This window comes from Bacillus cereus group sp. Bc061 (assembly GCF_027715825.1).
GTDB classification, from domain to species: domain Bacteria; phylum Bacillota; class Bacilli; order Bacillales; family Bacillaceae_G; genus Bacillus_A; species Bacillus_A paranthracis.
Map to the genome: position 1 here is coordinate 63,388 of NZ_JAQFTZ010000014.1, position 18,627 is coordinate 82,014.

Here is an 18,627-nt window from a genome sequence, read left to right on the forward strand (position 1 = left end):
CGTTACCGGAAAGTGTATATAATATATATCCTATATTATATACTATATACACCTATGTTAACATAAAAATGATTCCTAATTATTTCATATCGAGCGTATAACGTAGTACTGACAAGGTATGAAAGCGTATAAAATATTTTGTTTCAATTAGAAATGTACATATATAATAAGAAAAAAAGGAAAAAATGAACAAATTCATGTTCGTTTTTTCCTTTTTCCTATTATTCGCCTTCCGCAATTAGCATCGATGTCTTACCTTCTTTTTCAAGATGGCATTCGCCCCAAGAACAAAGAGAATCAAGAATGGATTCTAAAGACCAGCCGTAATCAGTAAGAGAATATTCTACTTTTGGTGGGACTTGGTTGTATACTTTTCTTTGAATAACGCCGTCGTCTTCTAATTCACGTAATTGTTGTGTTAACATTTTTTGTGTAATACCAGGCATTGAGCGTTTTAATTCACTCGTTCTCTTTGTACCTTTCGTTAAGTGACAAAGGATAACAACTTTCCATTTGCCGCCGATAACTTCTAAAGTTGCCTCTACAGGAATATTGTATTGCTTCATATGAAACCCTCCCATTGTGAGTAAAATAAGTTAAATCATACAAATGTTACTTTTTAGTACCTATAGCACTTTAAAGTACGTACTTTTTATCATGTTAAATATGTTTCATAATAGCACATGTAAGAGGCAAATGAGTAGTACGGTACTGAAAAGTGACTATGTTACTTTTTGGTGCCTATCGTACTTTAAAGTGCGTTCTTCAAAAAAAGAATGAAACCATTCATAATAGCATTTGTAGAGATTAAATATTTTTTTAGAAGATAAAAGGGCCTTTTTATCGCACTATTATGATTGGATTTCTTGTAATAAGGAGGAATTCAATTGAGTTCATATACAGTACCATCTTCGGAAGTTCAGACGAATCGAAGAAGTATGTTTGCTTTATTAGCACTAGCAATTAGTGCGTTCGGGATTGGTACGACCGAGTTTATTAGTGTCGGTTTATTACCATCTATTTCAAAAGATTTAAATGTTTCTGTTACAACAGCTGGTTTAACTGTTTCCCTATACGCATTAGGTGCGGCAGTAGGAGCTCCTGTTTTAACAGCGCTAACGGCTAGTATGTCGAGAAAGACATTATTAATGTGGATTATGGTTATTTTCATTATTGGTAATGGGATCGCGGCAGTAGCAACAAGTTTCACTATATTAATTATCGCAAGGGTTGTATCTGCGTTTGCACATGGTGTGTTTATGTCGATAGGATCTACAATTGCGGCTGCAATCGTCCCAGAGAATAAACGTGCTAGCGCCATTGCGATTATGTTTACTGGATTAACAGTTGCGACTATTACAGGTGTACCAATTGGAACGTTTATCGGTCAACAATTTGGCTGGAGAGCGTCATTTATGGCGATTGTCGTAATTGGAATTATTGCTTTTATCGCAAACAGTATACTCGTCCCATCTAATTTAAAAAATGGTGTACCTGTATCATTTCGTGATCAATTCAAACTAATTAAAAATGGAAGACTGTTACTTGTTTTCATTATTACTGCACTTGGATACGGCGGTACATTCGTAACATTTACGTATTTATCACCTCTATTACAAGAAGTAACAGGATTTGAAGCGAGTACAGTTACGATCATTTTATTAGTGTATGGCATTGCAATTGCGATAGGGAATATGGTCGGCGGAAAATTATCGAATCATAATCCGATTCGAGCGCTATTTTACATGTTCTTGATTCAAGCGATTATACTATTTGTTTTAACATTTACAGCGCCATTTAAAGTAGCTGGATTAATCACAATTATTTTCATGGGACTATTCGCATTTATGAATGTTCCGGGGCTACAAGTATATGTAGTTATATTGGCAGAGCGCTTTGTTCCGAGTGCGGTGGATGTTGCTTCAGCAATTAATATTGCCGCATTTAACGGAGGGATCGCTTTAGGTTCTTATATAGGTGGCCTTGTAACGAATTCTTTAGGATTAATCCATACTGCTTGGGTAGGTGGCCTTATGGTAGTAGCCGCTGTGATTTTAACAGCGTGGAGCATGACATTAGAAAAAAGAGATCAAGTAAAATAAAAGGAGAGAAAATAAAATGAAAAACTTACAAAGTAAAGCAGTATTAAATAACGGTGTAGAAATGCCTTGGTTCGGTTTAGGTGTATTTAAAGTAGAAGAAGGACCAGAACTTGTAGAAGCTGTAAAATCAGCGATTAAAGCAGGATACCGCAGCATCGATACAGCTGCAATTTATGGAAATGAAAAAGCTGTAGGTGAAGGAATCCGTGCAGGTATCGAAGCAACTGGTATTTCAAGAGAAGATTTATTCATCACTTCAAAAGTATGGAACGCAGATCAAGGATATGAAGAAACAATTGCTGCATATGAAGAGAGCTTAAAAAAATTAGAACTAGATTATTTAGATCTGTATCTTGTTCACTGGCCTGTAGAAGGAAAATATAAAGATACATGGAGAGCGTTAGAAACACTTTATAAAGAAAAGCGCGTACGTGCAATTGGTGTAAGTAACTTCCAAGTACATCACTTACAAGATGTAATGAAAGATGCAGAAATCAAGCCAATGATTAACCAAGTAGAATACCACCCTCGTTTAACACAAAAAGAAGTACAAGCTTTCTGTAAAGAACAAGGTATTCAAATGGAAGCATGGTCACCATTAATGCAAGGTCAATTATTAGATAACGAAACATTACAAGAGATTGCTGAGAAACACGGTAAAACAACAGCGCAAGTGATTTTACGTTGGGATCTTCAAAATGGAGTAATTACAATTCCAAAATCAACGAAAGAACACCGTATCATTGCAAATGCTGATGTATTTAACTTTGAATTAACGAAAGAAGATATGGAAAAAATCGATGCGTTAAACCAAAATCACCGCGTTGGTCCAGATCCTGATAACTTCGATTTCTAAGATTAGGGTAAGAAAGAAGAGTGCGTAAAAGCACTCTTTTTTTTGCATAAAAATAGTTTCTAAATAAATACTACTTAGTATCAAGTTTGTTATAAGGGGCTGTAAACATGAATATAAAGCAATCGTTCAAACTTTTAGCTATGTTTTTAAGTGTTTTATTTGTGTTATTCCCGCTTCAAAAAGCATTCGCAGAAGTCATGGACCATACAAAGTATCAAATGGATTGGAGTTACAGTAAGTCTAAGAAGAAACCAATCCGAACAGAGCTTATTAAAACGGCAGATGGCAAAATTGCTTTTTGCTTAAATGTAGATTTAAAATCTCCAAGCGGTCAAGATTTACCGGAAATGGGGAAAGTGGATATTAACGTATACCGTGTATTATTAAATGGATATCCACAAAAGAGCCCGCAAGAATTAGGTGTTTCTGATTGGAGAGAAGCTCATTATGCAACGCAGCTTGCAGTATGGAATGCGTTAAAACAAATCGATATTAATGATTTAGATTTCCGCAATAAAAATGTAGAAAAGGTAACGAAAGATATCGTTGCAAAAGCAAGTGCTAGTGAAGAGTTACAAGAAATTACAATGAGTGTAACTCCTACAGAAGAACAAGAAGCAGTATTGAAAAATGATTTCTTTGAAACAGGCTTATATACAGTAGAAACAAATGCAAAAAGTGGAACGTATAAAGTGCAAGCAACAGGTGCACCAGCGGGAGCGAAATTTGTAAATGAAAAAGGCGAAGCAAAAACGGAATTTAATGTAGGAGAAAAGTTCCGCATTTTAGTTCCGAAACAAACACCAGCTGGTGGATTTAGCTTTAAAGTAATCGGGAAATTAACGAAGCTACAAGGCATTGCGCATAAAGGTACACCAACAATTCAAAATGCAGTTGTATTACTTGAGCGTAGTGAAGAAGAAACAAGTCCGGAGTTATCAGTGAGTTGGAAAAAAGGAAATGGTCATGATAATAATAAACCACATACTCCAAACGAACCGCATAAACCAAATCAATATAAAAGGTAAGATAAAAAAGCATTGGTTAACACCAATGCTTTTTATCTATGAAACATGAAATTATATTAAGATAATTATTAACCAAATAAAACATTGTTTTTATGTTGTGAAAGATATTCAAATATAATAAAATCCGAACGTTAAGATTAACTGATTAAATTCACAAAATTGTAACATTATTCTAATTGAAAAGGCTATCAAACAAAGTAGAAAGCATGTACAATTCAGTTGGAAAAACTACCTATAGATGGTCATATATGAAGAAAATGTAAGATTCTATTGCTATTTTTATTTTTAGATGTATAGATGACAATACTATAATGATATCTTTTGCTATTCTCTTTTTATGTACGAATAGAACTCATCACAAATAGAGAGAAGTGAGGAGGACATATTACATAAAAATTTTACAAAGTAAGAAAGCGAATACATGGAGGGAAATGCGGTAGTAATAGATACAGGTGCGCGAGGTATTCGTCTATTTATTACATGTTTTTATAAAAATAATAGGATTTTTCATTAAATAAATATATAGGATGGTTTTTCTAAATAAAGGAACAGGGGACACAGATTATGTCGAAGAAGAAAAAGAGTAGGGTATTAGTAGCTGGTATATGCATATCCACATTATTATCACCAGTAGCTTTTGAAGCATCAAAAGGATATGCAGCGCCTTTGGAAGAGGTTAAAGGTGGAAAGTTGGAAGAGAGCAAAGAGAGTCGTTTGGAGCAGAGGACGTTTTATGTGCCTGGAAAAGGTGATGTCACTGAGGAACGAGATCGTTTAAAGGTGGACTGGGAACTAGCGGCAAATGAACCAACTGGGATTTATGCAAAGCCAAATGAAGAAATGAAAATTAAAATAAAAGGTGATAAGTCTATTAAAGCTTTTATAGGAACACATGCGTATGATGAAGAAGACCCTAAGGAATTTGATTTAACACCTGGTGAAAATGTAATATCATCTCCAGTGGGCGGGATACTGTATTTCTATAACCCGAACAATCAAGGTGATATCACAGCTGAAGTTACTAATGGTGGAAGTCATTTTCCATTATTCATATTAGGAAAGCATACGAAAAAAGATTGGGATGAAATGCTGAAAAAGTATGAGAATCCATATGCAGTGGAATTAAGAGGAGAAAGAAGCCTAATCACATCAAGCTATGATGCTGTACAAGATTATATGAAAAATACAGATCCAACAGAATTATTGAAGCTGCATGATCAAATCATTCGCATAGAAAATAAGATTTCGGGATTATCTGAAGAGAGTGTAGGAGTGGCGAAAGCGCCAAAACACTATGTTCAATTTGTTGAAAATAGATATCCAGAAGAGGGCGATTGGATGAATGCATACTATTACCGCACTTCTTATGTTAAGAATGCGATGAAGTATGTATTAGACAGTAAAGAGTTAAAAACTGATGGATGGGGGCCTTGGCATGAAGTTGGGCATTTACATCAGCAGGCACCTTGGGAGTGGGAAGACCTGGGAGAGGTAACCGTTAATATTTACTCTTTAGCAGTTCAAACTAAGTTTGGTCATCAAACGAGGCTGGAAGAAGAGGAGCGCTACAAGGCAGCTTTTGCTTATTTAGGTCAAACAGATGCACAAGAGAAGATGGATGAATTCGAGAAATTAGTTATGTTTTGGCAATTGCACTTAGCATATGGAGATCAATTTTATCCGAAACTACATCAGATGTATCGTATGTTACAAAATACAGAAATGCCTAAATCTGATGAAGAGAAAAAGCAGTTGTTTATTTACATGACATCAAAGCTGGTTGGTCAAAATTTAACTCCTTTCTTTGAAAAATGGGGATTAACTCCAAAGGATGATACTAGAGACAAGATAGAGAAATTAAATTTACCGAAATTAGAAAAAGAAATATGGTTATCTACAGACAGCAATCCAATTCGTGAAAAACAAACTGGATTATATGAGGTTCCATACGGTGAGCCGAATGATACAAAAATCCAAAATGTAGAAATTGGTACTACATATGATGAGAAAAAGGCAAAAGAACTCGTACAGAATTTAGGGAAGGGTGTCAAAACAACGGGCGTAATTATGCAAGATAAGCCCGAAGTTGGAGAAAAAACTGTAAAAGTAGAGATTATGGATGAAAAAGGGAATAAGAATTTCATTCCTGTTGTAGTGAATATTGGTTATGGTGATAGTTTAGTATTTAAAGGGCTTAATTATGATACTAATATTAAATCCATCGTAACACTGCAACATGATCAGAAAAAGTTTAGTGCGATGGCCGATTCAAATCCAGTACACTATTATTTTAAAGAAGACACGTATTTTGAATTCTCATTACTAGGCCAAAATGGAAATGAGAAAAAGAAAGCAACAGTAAAAGGTGTTGAAAATGCGGAAGAATTCGCGAAATCAATTAATGGGTTAGAGTTCGAGTATGGTGATGTAGTGAAAGTGTATCACGCTGAATCAGATCGCTTTAATTGGTATCAAAATAATGACTTTATCGGTCAAGGTAAGGCAAAGGTAGAGAAAGAATTATTATTTAAAGTAACAGAAAAGGGCTTTGAGCGAATGGGGGCCCAGCAAGAAGTAAAGGCGTTGCCACAAAAAGTAGTAATCGGAACAAACAGTGAAACATTAGACGCAAAAAACTTTGTTCAAGTGAAAGATGGAGAAGTAATTGGATTTGTAGAAAAACCAAATACAACAAAAATCGGTGAACAAAAAGTAAAAGTAGAAACGAAAGATCGTTTTGGAAATAAGAAAGTGACAGAAGTACCATTAGAAGTGACGTATGGAGATAGTATCGCATATGTGGGATATAACAATGACATTGCTTCAATCGTAACTTTAAAGCATGATGATAAGAAATTCCATGCGACTGATATGGATAGTCAAATCCATAAATATTTTAATAAAGAGCTATACATGGGAATGACGTTATACGATGGAGAAGGAAAAGAGAAAAAACATGTAACAGCAGAAGGGCAAGAAACTTCAAAGGACTTTGCGAAGCAAGTGAATGGTATGCAGTTCGAGTATGGAGATGTAGTGAAAGTATTTCATGCGGAACCAGATCGTTTGAAATGGTATCAAAATAACAATCTTATTGGTCAAGGTGAGAAACAAGGAACGAAAGAACTATTCTTCAAAGTGACAGAAAAAGGTTTTGAGAGAATGGACATGCTACAAGAAGTAACAGCAAAGCCACAAACAGTAGTAGTCGGAACAGAAATTGAAAAGCTAGATGCGAAAAACTTTGTTGAAGTAAAAGGCGGAGAAGTAGTTGGATTTGCGGAGAAACCAAATACAATGAAAATCGGTAAACAAACAGTAAAAGTAGAAACGAAAGATCGTTTCGGAAATAAGCAAATAACAGAAGTGCCAGTAGAAGTGATTTACGGAGATAGCATTATGTTCTTCGGTACATGGCACGACGGAACGAATATTAAATCGATTGTTACATTAAATCATGAAGAAAAGAAATTCAGTACAACAGATTCAGAAGGTCCAATGCATACTTCATTTAAAGATGAAAAGTATATGGCGATGGCTGTATATGATAAAGATGGGCAAGAGAAAAAAGAAGTAACAGTAAAAGCATCTGAAAATACAAAAGAATTTGCAGCGCAATTCAATGGTATGGCTTTTGAATATGGTGATATAGTAAAAATTTATCAAAAAGAATTTGATCGTTTTAAAGTGTATAAAAAGAATGAATTCATTGATGCGAAGTATGGTGTTAACGAAGTGTTCTTTAAAGTGACAACGCAAGGTTTTGAACAAATGGGAGCGCAGCAAGAAGTAAAAGCGTTGCCACAAAAAGTGGTAATCGGAACAAACAGTGAAACATTAGATGCGAAGAAGTTTGTTGAAGTAAAAGGTGGAGAAGTAGTCGGTTTTGTAGAAAAACTGGATACGGCAAAAATCGGTGAACAAAAAGTAAAAGTAGAAACGAAAGATCGCTTTGGAAATAAGAAAGTGACAGAAGTTCCTGTAGAAGTTACATATGGAGATAGTATAGTATATCAAGGTGTGTCCAATGTAACGCGTTCGATTGTTACATTAAACCAGGATGAAAAGAAATTACATGCAACATTTACAAATGATACAATTCATTATCGTTTTGTAAATGAACAGTATATAGGTCTTACAATTTATGATGGAAATGGAAAAGAGAAAAAACATGTAACAGCAGAAGGACAAGAAACTTCAAAGAATTTTGCTGAGCAAGTAAACGGTACGCCATTCCAGTATGGGGATACGATAAAAGTGTATCATGCAGAATCTGATCGTTTAAGTTGGTATAAAACTGGTGAGTTACTTGGAAAAGGAGATGCGAAGAAATTTAAAGAGATTTCCTTCAAGATTACTCCAAATGGTTTAGAACAAGTACAATAATAAAAAGCTCGTAAAACACTATGTTTTACGAGCTTTTCTTTATTATTCAGCTTCAGAAACAACTGTGAAGCGTTCGTTTACGTGTTTTGGATTTTCGATTTCATCAAGTGCTGCTACTGCGAAGTCTTCGTAACTTACGTAGCTATCACCTTTTGCGTTCACAAGAAGATTGTCTTTGCCAGCTGTATAAGAACCAGTGCGTTTTCCTAATGCGAATAGTGCAGAAGGGCTGATGAATGTCCAAGTAATATCGTTAGTTTGTTGCAGAATTTCTAAGTTTTTACCTTGGTTTTGAGCTGTTGCAAGGTATTCTTTTGGGAAACCTGGCGTTTCAAATACACGTGTTGTTTTCTCTTCGTCTACAAATAAGCTTCCAGCGCCGCCAACTACAAGTAATTTTGTATTTGGTGCACCTTTCATAGCTTCAATAAGTACGTTTCCTGCATCTACGTGAAGGTGTTCTTCGCCTGCTGGAGCGCCGAATGCATTTACAACTACGTCGAATGCTTGTAAGTCGTTAGATGTAAGAGAGAATACGTCTTTCTCTAAAACCTTTACGTTTTCTTCTGTAATTTTTGCAGCATTTCTTACGATTGCAGTTACTTCATGTCCGCGATCCAATGCTTCTTTTAAAATACGACTTCCTGCTTTACCAGTTGCTCCGATAATTCCGATTTTCATAATAAATCCCTCCAAAGTGTTTTGTTAAAGTGTATATCTGAAAGTGAATGAATGTGTTGTAATTAAGTTTGTTACAACTTGTTGTAATCATTATAGTTACAGGTTGGTGTTTTTGTCAATAGGGTTGTTTGTGAATTATTTTTTGTTTTAGTATGCACAGTTAGAGGGAGGGTAGTCATAACGATATTGTTACTGCGATCCTGTCTAATATTTGGAAATTGCAAATTGTCGAAAAATGTTGATTTTTGAATGTTTTTTAAATATAATTCGTTTTATGGAGAAAAGGAGGGGGTTAATTGTATGAATATTTTAGAGCAATTTATTTCATCAACAAATACAATTCTTTGGTCATATATTCTTATTGCAATGTTAATTGGTTTAGGTCTTTATTTTTCTATTAAATTGAAATTCGTACAAATCACTCATTTAGGGGAAATGGTTCGATTAATGAGTGATGGATTAACTGGAAAGACACGTAAAAAAGGTAGTGTATCTTCTTTCCAAGCATTTTGTATGAGTTCAGCAGCTCGTATTGGAATCGGGAACTTAGCCGGTGTAGCTTTAGCGATTTCTATGGGAGGACCTGGAGCAGTATTTTGGATGTGGGTTATTGCGATTATTGGGGCGTCTTCAAGTTTTGTAGAAAGTACGCTTGCCCAAATTTATAAAGTAAAAGATGGCAGTGGCTTCCGTGGTGGTCCTGCTTATTATATGGAAAAAGGTTTAAATAAACGTTGGATGGGAATTTGGTTTTCTATCCTTATTACAGTTAGTTACGGTTTAATTTTCAACTCAGTACAAGCAAATACAGTTACATTAGCGTTTAAAAATGCATTTGGTTTAGAACGTTATATTGTTGGGATTGTATTAGCTGTATTAGTTGCAGTTATTATTTTTGGTGGTGTAAAAAGTATCGCACGTATGTCGGAAATGATTGTTCCGCCAATGGCGCTTATTTATATTGCGGTAGCTATTTTTGTTGTCATTAAAAACTTCTATTTAATACCAGATGTGTTTACGGAAATCTTTAAAGGTGCATTCGGTTTAGATTCAGCTGTAGGTGGCGGTATCGGCGCTGCGATGAAATATGGTATTCAGCGCGGATTATTTGCGAACGAAGCAGGTATGGGTAGTGCTCCGAATGCGGCAGCAACAGCTGATGTAACGCATCCAGCAAAACAAGGTTTTATTCAAACAATTGGCGTATTAGTAGATACATTCTTAGTATGTACATCAACAGCATTTATCGTACTATGTTCTGGTGCATATAAAGCAACGAATTTAGAAGGTATTGAACTAACACAAAATGCATTAAGTTCACAAATTGGCCCATGGGCAAGTAGCTTCTTAGCGATTATTATTTTCTTATTTGCGTTTAGTTCACTTTTAGGAAACTACTATTATGGTGAAACGAATATTGAATTCATTAAACAAAGTAAAACTTGGTTAACAATTTACCGTATTGCGGTAGTGGGAATGGTATTATTCGGTTCTGTTGCGACGCTTCAAGTTGTATGGAATATGGCAGACTTATTTATGGGTCTAATGGTAATCACAAACTTAATTGCGATTACACTTCTTGGCCGATTTGCGTATGCGGCATTGGCAGACTATGTAAGGCAAAAGAAACAAGGAAAAGATCCAGTCTTCCGTGCAGATTCTATTTCTGGTTTAACGAATACAGAGTGTTGGGATAAGTCAGCGGTAACGGATAAAGAAAAAGCAGTGTAAATGAAAAGGCGAGCATCGAGTTGAATTCGATGCTCGCCTTTTTTGTTGTAGTAAAGGATGAAAAGGATGAGAGGTAATTGTTAATATAATTTTTGTTTGTTCATTTCTCATATTATTTGTAGGGAACGTACTGTCTTAAAGGTATGGCTGGTCACATAGGATGAGTGATTTAGTATTGGATAAATGCGCGTACTAGTTATAGTTTTGCGTAAAAAAACACATGTGTTAAGTAAGTTAACTTTCTTGTGTTAGAAAACCTAACATAAAGTTCTTGATTACTAAGAGTTTTTAGAATATAATTTTCTTATTGTTAGGAAGAGGGGGCAATGCAATTATGGATTTTTTAGCTAAGGTAATTGGGGATATAAATAATGTCCTTTGGTCATATATCATTATTGCGATGTTAATTGGGTTAGGACTTTACTTTTCATTTCGTGTGAAATTTGTCCAAGTTCGTTACTTCGGTGAAATGATTCGATTGCTTGGGGATGGGGCGAGTTCGAAAACGAGGAAAGCACAAAAAGAGAAGAGTGGTGTATCATCATTCCAGGCTTTTTGTATGAGTACAGCTTCTCGTGTAGGTACTGGTAACTTAGCTGGTGTAGCTATTGCAATTTCAGCAGGTGGTCCAGGCGCAGTATTTTGGATGTGGTTAATCGCGGTAATTGGGGGTGCTTCTGCATTTGTCGAGAGCACATTAGCGCAAATTTATAAAGTGAAAGATGGGAATACGTTCCGTGGTGGCCCAGCGTATTATATGGAAAAGGGTTTAAATAAGCGCTGGCTTGGAGCTATTTTCTCTGTATTAATAACAGTAAGTTTTGGATTAATTTTTAATGCTGTACAATCTAATACTGTAGCAGCTGCTTTTGATGGGGCATTCAAAACAGATAGTAGATTAGTAGGTCTTGTAATGGCTGGTTTACTTGCAGTTATTATTTTTGGCGGAGTAAAGCGAATTGCACGCGCGGTTGAAATGATTGTTCCAGTAATGGCGATTATTTATGTAGCAGTAGCATTATTCGTTGTTGTAACAAACATTACGGCAATTCCGTATGTATTTAAAGAAATTTTCTTACATGCTTTCGGAATTAAAGAAGTAGTAGGCGGGGGATTAGGTGCTGCGATTTTATTAGGGGTAAAACGCGGATTATTCTCAAATGAAGCAGGTATGGGGAGTGCGCCGAACGCAGCAGCGACTGCAAACGTAACGCACCCAGTTAAACAAGGTTTCATTCAAACTTTAGGGGTATTTACAGATACATTATTAATTTGTAGTTGTACAGCATTTATCATTCTTTTATCAGATGTGCATAATGCAGCTGATTTAAATGGTATTCAATTAACGCAACAAGCATTAAGTCAACATATCGGACCATGGGCATCTATATTTGTAGCAGTTGCAATCTTCTTGTTTGCATTTAGTTCATTAGTAGGTAACTACTACTATGGTGAAACGAATATTGAATTCTTAAATGGAAGTAAAGTGCTATTAACAGCTTACCGCATTGCTGTACTTGGTATGGTTATGTTAGGGTCTGTCGCAACAATTCAAATCGTTTGGGATTTAGCAGATTTATTCATGGGTATTATGGCTGTTATTAACTTAGTGGCAATCGTATTCCTTTCTAAGTACGCTTTTGCGGCATTATCAGATTATGTAAAGCAAAAGAAACAAGGAAAAGATCCAGTCTTCTATGCGAATTCAATTCCAGGTTTGAAAAATACAGAGTGCTGGGAAGAGCAAGTAGCAGATAAAGAAAAAGCGGTATAATGAGGTGAGCATCAAGTGAAACTTGATGCTCATTTTTTTGTTTTATCCAGATATTTGTCGGTAGTAAAAGACGAACATTAATGAGTGTTTTATAATAAAATGTAATTTTTTAAAGAAAAGTGCGGATATGAGTTGTGATTTATGTTAGAATGGAAAATGCCTTTGAAACAAGAGGTTTTATGATTTTTCCTATCTGATTGAAGATTTTGGAGGGGAAATGGAAAGTTCGGGTTATTTCTTGTTTTAGTGGTCAGACGTTCAACGTTAATGAAGAGTTAAATGGAGGATTTTATTAATGAAGTTTGTTATGTTTCTTGTAGGATTACTCGTTGTATTTGTACTCGGTTTTCTTATAAGCTCCGATCGAAAGAAGATTAAGTATAAACCAATCGCAATTATGCTTATTATTCAGCTAGCATTATCTTATTTCTTATTAAATACACAAGTTGGTTATATTTTAGTAAAAGGAATTTCAGATGGATTTGGCGCGCTTCTTGGATATGCAGAAGCTGGAATCGTTTTCGTATTTGGTGGCCTTGTTAATAAAGGAGAGGTTTCATTCTTCTTAACAGCGTTATTACCAATCGTATTCTTTGCCGTTTTAATTGGAATTCTGCAACACTTTAAAATTTTACCGATATTTATTCGTGCTATTGGTACGTTGTTAAGTAAAGTAAATGGTCTAGGAAAACTAGAATCATATAACGCAGTAGCAGCTGCCATTGTTGGGCAAGCGGAAGTATTTATTACAGTAAAAGATCAATTAAGTAAAATCCCAAAACACCGTTTATATACATTATGTGCATCTTCCATGTCTACAGTATCGATGTCAATCGTCGGTTCTTACATGAAAATGATCGAACCAAAATATGTAGTAACAGCACTTGTATTAAATTTATTTAGTGGTTTCATTATTATTCATATTATTAACCCGTACGATATTACAGAAGAAGAAGATACACTGAAATTAGAAAATAAGAAAAAACAGTCATTCTTTGAAATGCTAAGCGAATATATTATGCTTGGTTTCACAATCGCGATAACAGTAGCAGCCATGTTACTTGGTTTCGTAGCATTGATTACAGCAATCAATAGCTTGTTTGATTCTATGTTCGGTATTACATTCCAAGCTATTTTAGGATACATTTTCTCACCATTAGCATTCGTAATGGGTATCCCGCAAGCAGAGATGGTAACAGCGGGACAAATTATGGCAACGAAATTAGTATCAAACGAATTTGTTGCGATGCTTGATCTTGGAAAAGTAGCTGGTGATTTATCAGCTCGTACAGTTGGTATTCTTTCTGTATTCCTTGTATCATTTGCGAACTTCTCATCAATCGGAATTATCGCAGGTGCAACGAAAGGTATCGATGAAAATCAATCAAATGTTGTATCATCATTCGGTCTACGCCTTGTGTACGGTGCGACATTAGTAAGTATTTTATCAGCGATTATCGTTGGTGTTATGTTATAAAAAAGATGGTCCTAGCTCATAGCTAGGGCTATTTTTTTATGGTAAATTTGCATAGAAAAACCAATTAATTAGGAATATATTAACATATAAAAATCTTTTTAAATTTATATTGCTTTTCGGTTAGATAACGCTTACAATTTGATTTGTAGGTGGTATCAATTTCAGACTTTCAAGTATGGTAGGAGAGAAGAGGCTACCTTTAATAAATTGCAATTTATGTAAACGCTTACTGATTTTAGATAACAGTTGAATAGTATTTAGGGGTTTTAAATTTTTTTAACATCAATGGTCAGACGTCATTCGTTATACGTTATACGACCAATAACTCGTGGGAGAAGTGGAGGATTCACATATGAAAATAGTAATGTTTCTAGTCGGTTTACTTGTAGTATTTGTACTAGGTTTCCTTATCAGTTCAGATCGTAAGAAAATCAAATATAAACCAATTGCACTTATGCTTGTCATTCAATTGGTACTTGCATATTTCTTACTGAATACAAAAGTCGGATTTGTATTAGTAAAAGGGATTGCAGATGGGTTTGGCGCTATTTTAAAATTTGCGGAAGCAGGGGTTAATTTCGTATTTGGTGGTCTAGCAAATGATGGACAAGCACCATTCTTCTTAACGGTATTATTACCAATCATTTTCTTAGCAGTATTAATTGGGATCTTACAACATATTAAAATTTTACCGATTATCATTCGTGCAGTCGGTTTCCTATTAAGTAAAGTGAACGGTTTAGGAAAACTAGAATCATATAATGCAGTAGCAGCTGCGATTGTTGGTCAAGGGGAAGTATTCATTACAGTAAAAGATCAATTAAGCAAATTACCGAAAAATCGTTTATACACACTTTGTGCATCTTCCATGTCTACAGTATCGATGTCAATTGTCGGTTCTTATATGAAAATGATTGATCCAAAATATGTAGTAACGGCACTTGTATTAAACTTATTTAGTGGATTCATTATCGTTCATATTATTAATCCATATGACGTGAAAGAAGAAGACGACATTTTAGAATTACAAGAAGATAAAAAGCAAACATTCTTTGAAATGTTAGGCGAATATATTATGCTTGGTTTCTCTATCGCTGTAACAGTAGCGGCGATGTTAATTGGTTTCGTAGCATTAATTACAGCAATTAATGGTGTGTTCGATTCAATTTTCGGAATCACATTCCAAAGCATTTTAGGATACATTTTCTCACCATTAGCATTCGTAATGGGTATCCCAACATCAGAGATGCTAACAGCAGGACAAATTATGGCAACGAAATTAGTAACGAACGAATTCGTTGCAATGCTTGACCTTGGTAAAGTAGCTGGTGATTTATCAGTTCGTACAGTAGGTATTTTATCTATCTTCCTTGTATCATTTGCGAACTTCTCATCAATCGGAATTATCGCAGGTGCAACGAAGAGTATCGATGGCAAACAAGCAAACGTTGTATCATCATTCGGATTAAAACTTGTATACGGTGCAACGTTAGTAAGTATATTATCAGCGGTTATCGTTGGGGTTATGCTTTAATAAATAGTAAAGAGGTCGTTTATCTCTCGCCTAGAGGGATGAACGGCTTTTTTTGTTTTGGTATGATAAATAGTGTGGAGAGGGGGAATTAGGGTGAAAGAACAGAATAGTTTAAAGGAATTTGATGAGGTTATAGATAACATTAATCGTTTAACTGGAGAAGATGCTAGAGCGTTTTTGAAATTTATACATGGACATTTGAGTATAGTAGAAGAAGGAGATGGAACTTTTACTCATAGTGACTTTGTTGAAAAGGTTTCTGGGCTCTATAAAAAGGATGTGGCGAGGGTTATTCAACTTAGAGAAGAAATAAAAAAATCACCTTAATCCATTCATTAAGGTGATTGAAATACTACTCAGCTGGAGGCGTAAATGTACGTTTCTCTAATTCAGCATCTAGCATAAATAATGCGTTTGAATCGCTTGTAATACGTTTTAATTTTTGGATGATGCTATCGAATGAAGCTTCTTCTTCTACTTGCTCATCGACGAACCATTTTAAGAATGTAATTGTTGCGTGTTCACGCTCATCCCAGGCGATATCAGATAGGTTGTAAATACGTTTCGTTACTTCACGCTCGTGCTCAAGTGCCACTTCAAAAGCGTTCAGTACAGAGTCATATTCGTTATTTGGATTATCAAATCCAGTAATAATAGCGCGCTCACCGCGGTCATTAATGTAGTTGTAAAGCTTCATTGCGTGGAAACGTTCTTCTTCAGCTTGTACAAGGAAAAAGTTAGCGAATCCATCATAGCTCTCCGCCGTACAGTAAGCAGCCATTGCCATATAAGCGTGGGCAGAGTAAAATTCAAAGTTCATTTGATCGTTTAGTGCGTCGTGCAATTTTTTTGATAACATAAAATCCCCCTTAGTATTGTGACAAGAATATTATAACATAATTGATAATATTCTCATTTGGATGTCTCGAACCTTTTCGAAAGCTTTGTGACGTGTGCGTCCATAATGTCTTGTAAGTCTAAATCATATTTTTGCGAAAGAATAATAAGGTTAGATAGTACATCACCAAGTTCTTCTTTTAGTTCTTGTTTTAGCTCTTCTTCTGTTTTCGTATCTTCATCAGGGCGATCGCGGCCGATTTCAATAGCGCGAACGACTCGTGAAACTTCCCCAACTTCCTCGGTTAAGAAATTTAAGCGAATAAAGGCATTATACTGTGACCAGCTTCGTTTTTCGTAAAATTCCTCAACCCATCTTTGAAATGCAACGATATCCATTTCTTTCTCATCCCCTCAATATGTTGTACAATGTTCATTGTATCATAACAATATATAGTTTCGGGGTGTAAGGATGAGAAAGATTTGTGTGTTTGCAGGTTCCAACTTAGGGGAGAGACCAGAGTTCAAAGAGCAGGCAATTGAATTAGGTAAAATGTTTGTTGAGAATGATTATGAGCTTGTATACGGTGGTTCTCGCGTCGGATTAATGGGAGAAGTAGCAAACGAAGTTCTTCGCTTAGGTGGCCGTGTAACAGGTGTTATGCCGCGCGGTCTATTCCGAGGAGAGATCGTTCATACAGGGTTAACAGAATTAATTGAAGTAGAAACGATGCATGAACGTAAAGCGAAAATGGCAGAGCTTGCGGATGCTTTTATTGCACTACCAGGCGGATATGGAACGTTTGAAGAGCTATTTGAAGCAGTATGTTGGTCACAAATTGGTATACATAATAAGCCAGTTGGTTTATTGAACATAAAAGATTTTTATGGACCAATTCTGCAAATGGTTGAACGTGCAGCAGAAGAAGGATTCATGAATCCATCAAATAAAGAGTTAATCGTTTCAGCTGAGACAGCCGATAAATTAATTCATGAAATACAGAATTACGAGCGTCCTGTTTTAGGAACGAAGTGGAAGCAATTATTATAATACAATTGTATAGGAAATTTTGGAAACACATGTCATTTTATCTTGAAAAGGCATGTGTTTTTAATTTGGTTAAATATGTTAATGTTAAGGTGTAATGTTTTGGGAAAAGGAGAAATAGATGGAGGAGTTTGTGTATTTACGTCCTGTTTTTAAAAGTATTTTAGCAGCATCTATTCTTGTTATGCTAATTGTTTCAATACAGAAGAAAGAGCTGATTAATGCGTTTTCGCTTTGGTTTATTTCGATACTATGTATCGGTGTTTCCGCGATCGCGTTGTTTATGTCTGGGTTTATTGTTGATGAGTATAATTTAGGTGGAGATTCGGTTTCGTTTGATATGTTTATTGGGATAGTTTGTATTAGCGGTTTGAATTTCATTATTTATTATAGGCGGAAATAAAAAGGAGGCATTCCGTATTACTTTGGAATGCCTTTATCATTTTGATTACTTTGTTTTTTATACAAGTACCAGCCACCCCAGCCGCCACCAATTGCTACTACAACGAGGAAAGCGTAGTCTTTCACCTCGATACGTATGTTGAAAATATTAGCTATAAGTAAGACAATCCCAACTGTTATTAATGCAAAAAATGCTCTAATTAAGTAGTCTTTCAACTGAACCACTCCCGCCATTTAAGTAGTAAATGATGAATATGGAAAAGCTTTTTTTGAATCTATTTTACTAAAGGGTGTTACCTATATTTTAGCATAAAAGAGATTGTAATATATTGATGAAAGTGGGGGAGAGGAGCGCTGATATTGTCGTGATTTGTCGGTAAGTCGATATAATTGAAAAATCGCTGATATATTGGATGGAATCGCCGATATAATTGAAAAATCGTTGATATATTGGATAGAATCGCCGATATAATTGGGAAATCGCTGATATAAATTTCATGTACCAACAAAAGCGACCATTCCATAGAAAAAAGCGACTCTGAACGAGCCGCTTCCGCTTTTAGGTGATATCCAGCTCCAGCGGCTAGAACAGTCGGTTGTTTCACGCCTTCATTCGAGGCAAAAAGCGCCTCGTAATCAGGAGTTCCAACACCCTCCTGTTCTGAACGAGCCGCTTCCGCTTTTAGGTGATATCCAGCTCCAGCGGCTAGAACAGTCGGTTGTTTCACGCCTTCATTCGAGGCAAAAAGCGCCTCGTAATCAGGAGTTCCA

17 protein-coding genes are annotated in these 18,627 nt (G+C 35.6%); 11 read left to right on the forward strand and 6 right to left on the reverse strand.

Features of this window, described 5'->3' with window-relative positions:
* Positions 1–221: 221 nt before the first annotated feature.
* Complete coding sequence (locus PDQ40_RS26000) at positions 222–566, reverse strand: winged helix-turn-helix transcriptional regulator (protein WP_000816344.1); 345 nt, start codon at positions 564–566, stop codon at positions 222–224.
* A 372-nt stretch (positions 567–938) separates the two neighbouring features.
* Here PDQ40_RS26000 and PDQ40_RS26005 point away from each other — a divergent pair, with 372 nt between their 5' ends.
* The 4 genes from PDQ40_RS26005 to PDQ40_RS26020 all read left to right on the forward strand — a co-directional run bounded on the left by PDQ40_RS26005 (position 939) and on the right by PDQ40_RS26020 (position 8,372).
* The gene (locus PDQ40_RS26005; protein WP_163262942.1) at positions 939–2,102 is read left to right on the forward strand and encodes an MFS transporter; all 1,164 of its coding nucleotides are present in this window, start codon (positions 939–941) and stop codon (positions 2,100–2,102) included.
* Between the two features lie 16 nt (positions 2,103–2,118).
* On the forward strand, positions 2,119–2,958 hold the full coding sequence (locus tag PDQ40_RS26010) for an aldo/keto reductase (protein ID WP_000793537.1): 840 nt from the start codon (positions 2,119–2,121) through the stop codon (positions 2,956–2,958).
* 107 nt (positions 2,959–3,065) lie between these two features.
* Positions 3,066–3,986: a thioester domain-containing protein gene (locus PDQ40_RS26015; RefSeq protein WP_001022541.1), complete on the forward strand. Its 921-nt coding sequence runs from the start codon at positions 3,066–3,068 to the stop codon at positions 3,984–3,986.
* Positions 3,987–4,550: 564 nt separating this feature from the next.
* Positions 4,551–8,372 carry a putative mucin/carbohydrate-binding domain-containing protein gene (locus tag PDQ40_RS26020; protein WP_270691739.1) on the forward strand — a complete coding sequence of 1,274 codons (3,822 nt, stop codon included), beginning with the start codon at positions 4,551–4,553 and terminating at the stop codon, positions 8,370–8,372.
* 42 nt (positions 8,373–8,414) lie between these two features.
* Here the strand turns inward: PDQ40_RS26020 and PDQ40_RS26025 are convergent, their stop codons facing one another.
* Positions 8,415–9,053: an NAD(P)-dependent oxidoreductase gene (locus tag PDQ40_RS26025; protein ID WP_000689898.1), complete on the reverse strand. Its 639-nt coding sequence runs from the start codon at positions 9,051–9,053 to the stop codon at positions 8,415–8,417.
* A gap of 300 nt (positions 9,054–9,353) precedes the next feature.
* On the opposite strand from PDQ40_RS26025, the gene PDQ40_RS26030 reads away from it, so the two are divergent.
* The 5 genes from PDQ40_RS26030 (at position 9,354) to PDQ40_RS26050 (ending at position 15,896) form a co-directional block, all read left to right on the forward strand.
* On the forward strand, positions 9,354–10,784 hold the full coding sequence (locus PDQ40_RS26030) for an alanine/glycine:cation symporter family protein (RefSeq protein WP_001022935.1): 1,431 nt from the start codon (positions 9,354–9,356) through the stop codon (positions 10,782–10,784).
* Positions 10,785–11,118: 334 nt separating this feature from the next.
* On the forward strand, positions 11,119–12,558 hold the full coding sequence (locus PDQ40_RS26035) for an alanine/glycine:cation symporter family protein (protein WP_000346385.1): 1,440 nt from the start codon (positions 11,119–11,121) through the stop codon (positions 12,556–12,558).
* Between the two features lie 295 nt (positions 12,559–12,853).
* The gene (locus PDQ40_RS26040; RefSeq protein ID WP_000673861.1) at positions 12,854–14,035 is read left to right on the forward strand and encodes a NupC/NupG family nucleoside CNT transporter; all 1,182 of its coding nucleotides are present in this window, start codon (positions 12,854–12,856) and stop codon (positions 14,033–14,035) included.
* Between the two features lie 352 nt (positions 14,036–14,387).
* Entirely contained in the window at positions 14,388–15,569 is a 1,182-nt protein-coding gene (locus PDQ40_RS26045; protein ID WP_262724418.1) for a NupC/NupG family nucleoside CNT transporter, read from the forward strand.
* A 93-nt stretch (positions 15,570–15,662) separates the two neighbouring features.
* Entirely contained in the window at positions 15,663–15,896 is a 234-nt protein-coding gene (locus tag PDQ40_RS26050; RefSeq protein ID WP_229143390.1) for a hypothetical protein, read from the forward strand.
* Between the two features lie 25 nt (positions 15,897–15,921).
* On the opposite strand, the gene PDQ40_RS26055 is transcribed toward PDQ40_RS26050, so the two are convergent.
* Both PDQ40_RS26055 and PDQ40_RS26060 read right to left on the reverse strand, forming a co-directional pair.
* Complete coding sequence (locus PDQ40_RS26055; RefSeq protein ID WP_000949389.1) at positions 15,922–16,428, reverse strand: ferritin; 507 nt, start codon at positions 16,426–16,428, stop codon at positions 15,922–15,924.
* A gap of 53 nt (positions 16,429–16,481) precedes the next feature.
* A complete protein-coding gene (locus PDQ40_RS26060; RefSeq protein WP_000355754.1) occupies positions 16,482–16,805 on the reverse strand; it encodes a MazG nucleotide pyrophosphohydrolase domain-containing protein in 324 nt (107 codons plus the stop codon).
* A gap of 88 nt (positions 16,806–16,893) precedes the next feature.
* On the opposite strand from PDQ40_RS26060, the gene PDQ40_RS26065 reads away from it, so the two are divergent.
* On the forward strand, positions 16,894–17,457 hold the full coding sequence (locus tag PDQ40_RS26065; RefSeq protein WP_270691740.1) for a TIGR00730 family Rossman fold protein: 564 nt from the start codon (positions 16,894–16,896) through the stop codon (positions 17,455–17,457).
* 118 nt (positions 17,458–17,575) lie between these two features.
* Entirely contained in the window at positions 17,576–17,857 is a 282-nt protein-coding gene (locus tag PDQ40_RS26070) for a hypothetical protein (RefSeq protein ID WP_074543841.1), read from the forward strand.
* A 17-nt stretch (positions 17,858–17,874) separates the two neighbouring features.
* Here the strand turns inward: PDQ40_RS26070 and PDQ40_RS26075 are convergent, their stop codons facing one another.
* Positions 17,875–18,072, reverse strand: a complete 198-nt coding sequence (locus PDQ40_RS26075; protein ID WP_000656322.1) for a hypothetical protein — start codon at positions 18,070–18,072, stop codon at positions 17,875–17,877.
* A gap of 77 nt (positions 18,073–18,149) precedes the next feature.
* The coding region (locus PDQ40_RS26080; protein ID WP_333563976.1) for a hypothetical protein at positions 18,150–18,627 on the reverse strand (478 nt) is incomplete at its 5' end.

Coding starts and splice junctions, on each gene's coding strand:
- PDQ40_RS26030 (WP_001022935.1), top strand. CDS start 9,354: ATGAATATTTTAGAGCAATTTATTTCATCAACAAATACAATTCTTTGG.
- PDQ40_RS26000 (WP_000816344.1), bottom strand. CDS start 566: ATGAAGCAATACAATATTCCTGTAGAGGCAACTTTAGAAGTTATCGGC.
- PDQ40_RS26005 (WP_163262942.1), top strand. CDS start 939: ATGTTTGCTTTATTAGCACTAGCAATTAGTGCGTTCGGGATTGGTACG.
- PDQ40_RS26020 (WP_270691739.1), top strand. CDS start 4,551: ATGTCGAAGAAGAAAAAGAGTAGGGTATTAGTAGCTGGTATATGCATA.
- PDQ40_RS26015 (WP_001022541.1), top strand. CDS start 3,066: ATGAATATAAAGCAATCGTTCAAACTTTTAGCTATGTTTTTAAGTGTT.
- PDQ40_RS26025 (WP_000689898.1), bottom strand. CDS start 9,053: ATGAAAATCGGAATTATCGGAGCAACTGGTAAAGCAGGAAGTCGTATT.
- PDQ40_RS26010 (WP_000793537.1), top strand. CDS start 2,119: ATGAAAAACTTACAAAGTAAAGCAGTATTAAATAACGGTGTAGAAATG.
- PDQ40_RS26045 (WP_262724418.1), top strand. CDS start 14,388: ATGAAAATAGTAATGTTTCTAGTCGGTTTACTTGTAGTATTTGTACTA.
- PDQ40_RS26055 (WP_000949389.1), bottom strand. CDS start 16,428: ATGTTATCAAAAAAATTGCACGACGCACTAAACGATCAAATGAACTTT.
- PDQ40_RS26035 (WP_000346385.1), top strand. CDS start 11,119: ATGGATTTTTTAGCTAAGGTAATTGGGGATATAAATAATGTCCTTTGG.
- PDQ40_RS26060 (WP_000355754.1), bottom strand. CDS start 16,805: ATGGATATCGTTGCATTTCAAAGATGGGTTGAGGAATTTTACGAAAAA.
- PDQ40_RS26070 (WP_074543841.1), top strand. CDS start 17,576: ATGGAGGAGTTTGTGTATTTACGTCCTGTTTTTAAAAGTATTTTAGCA.
- PDQ40_RS26040 (WP_000673861.1), top strand. CDS start 12,854: ATGAAGTTTGTTATGTTTCTTGTAGGATTACTCGTTGTATTTGTACTC.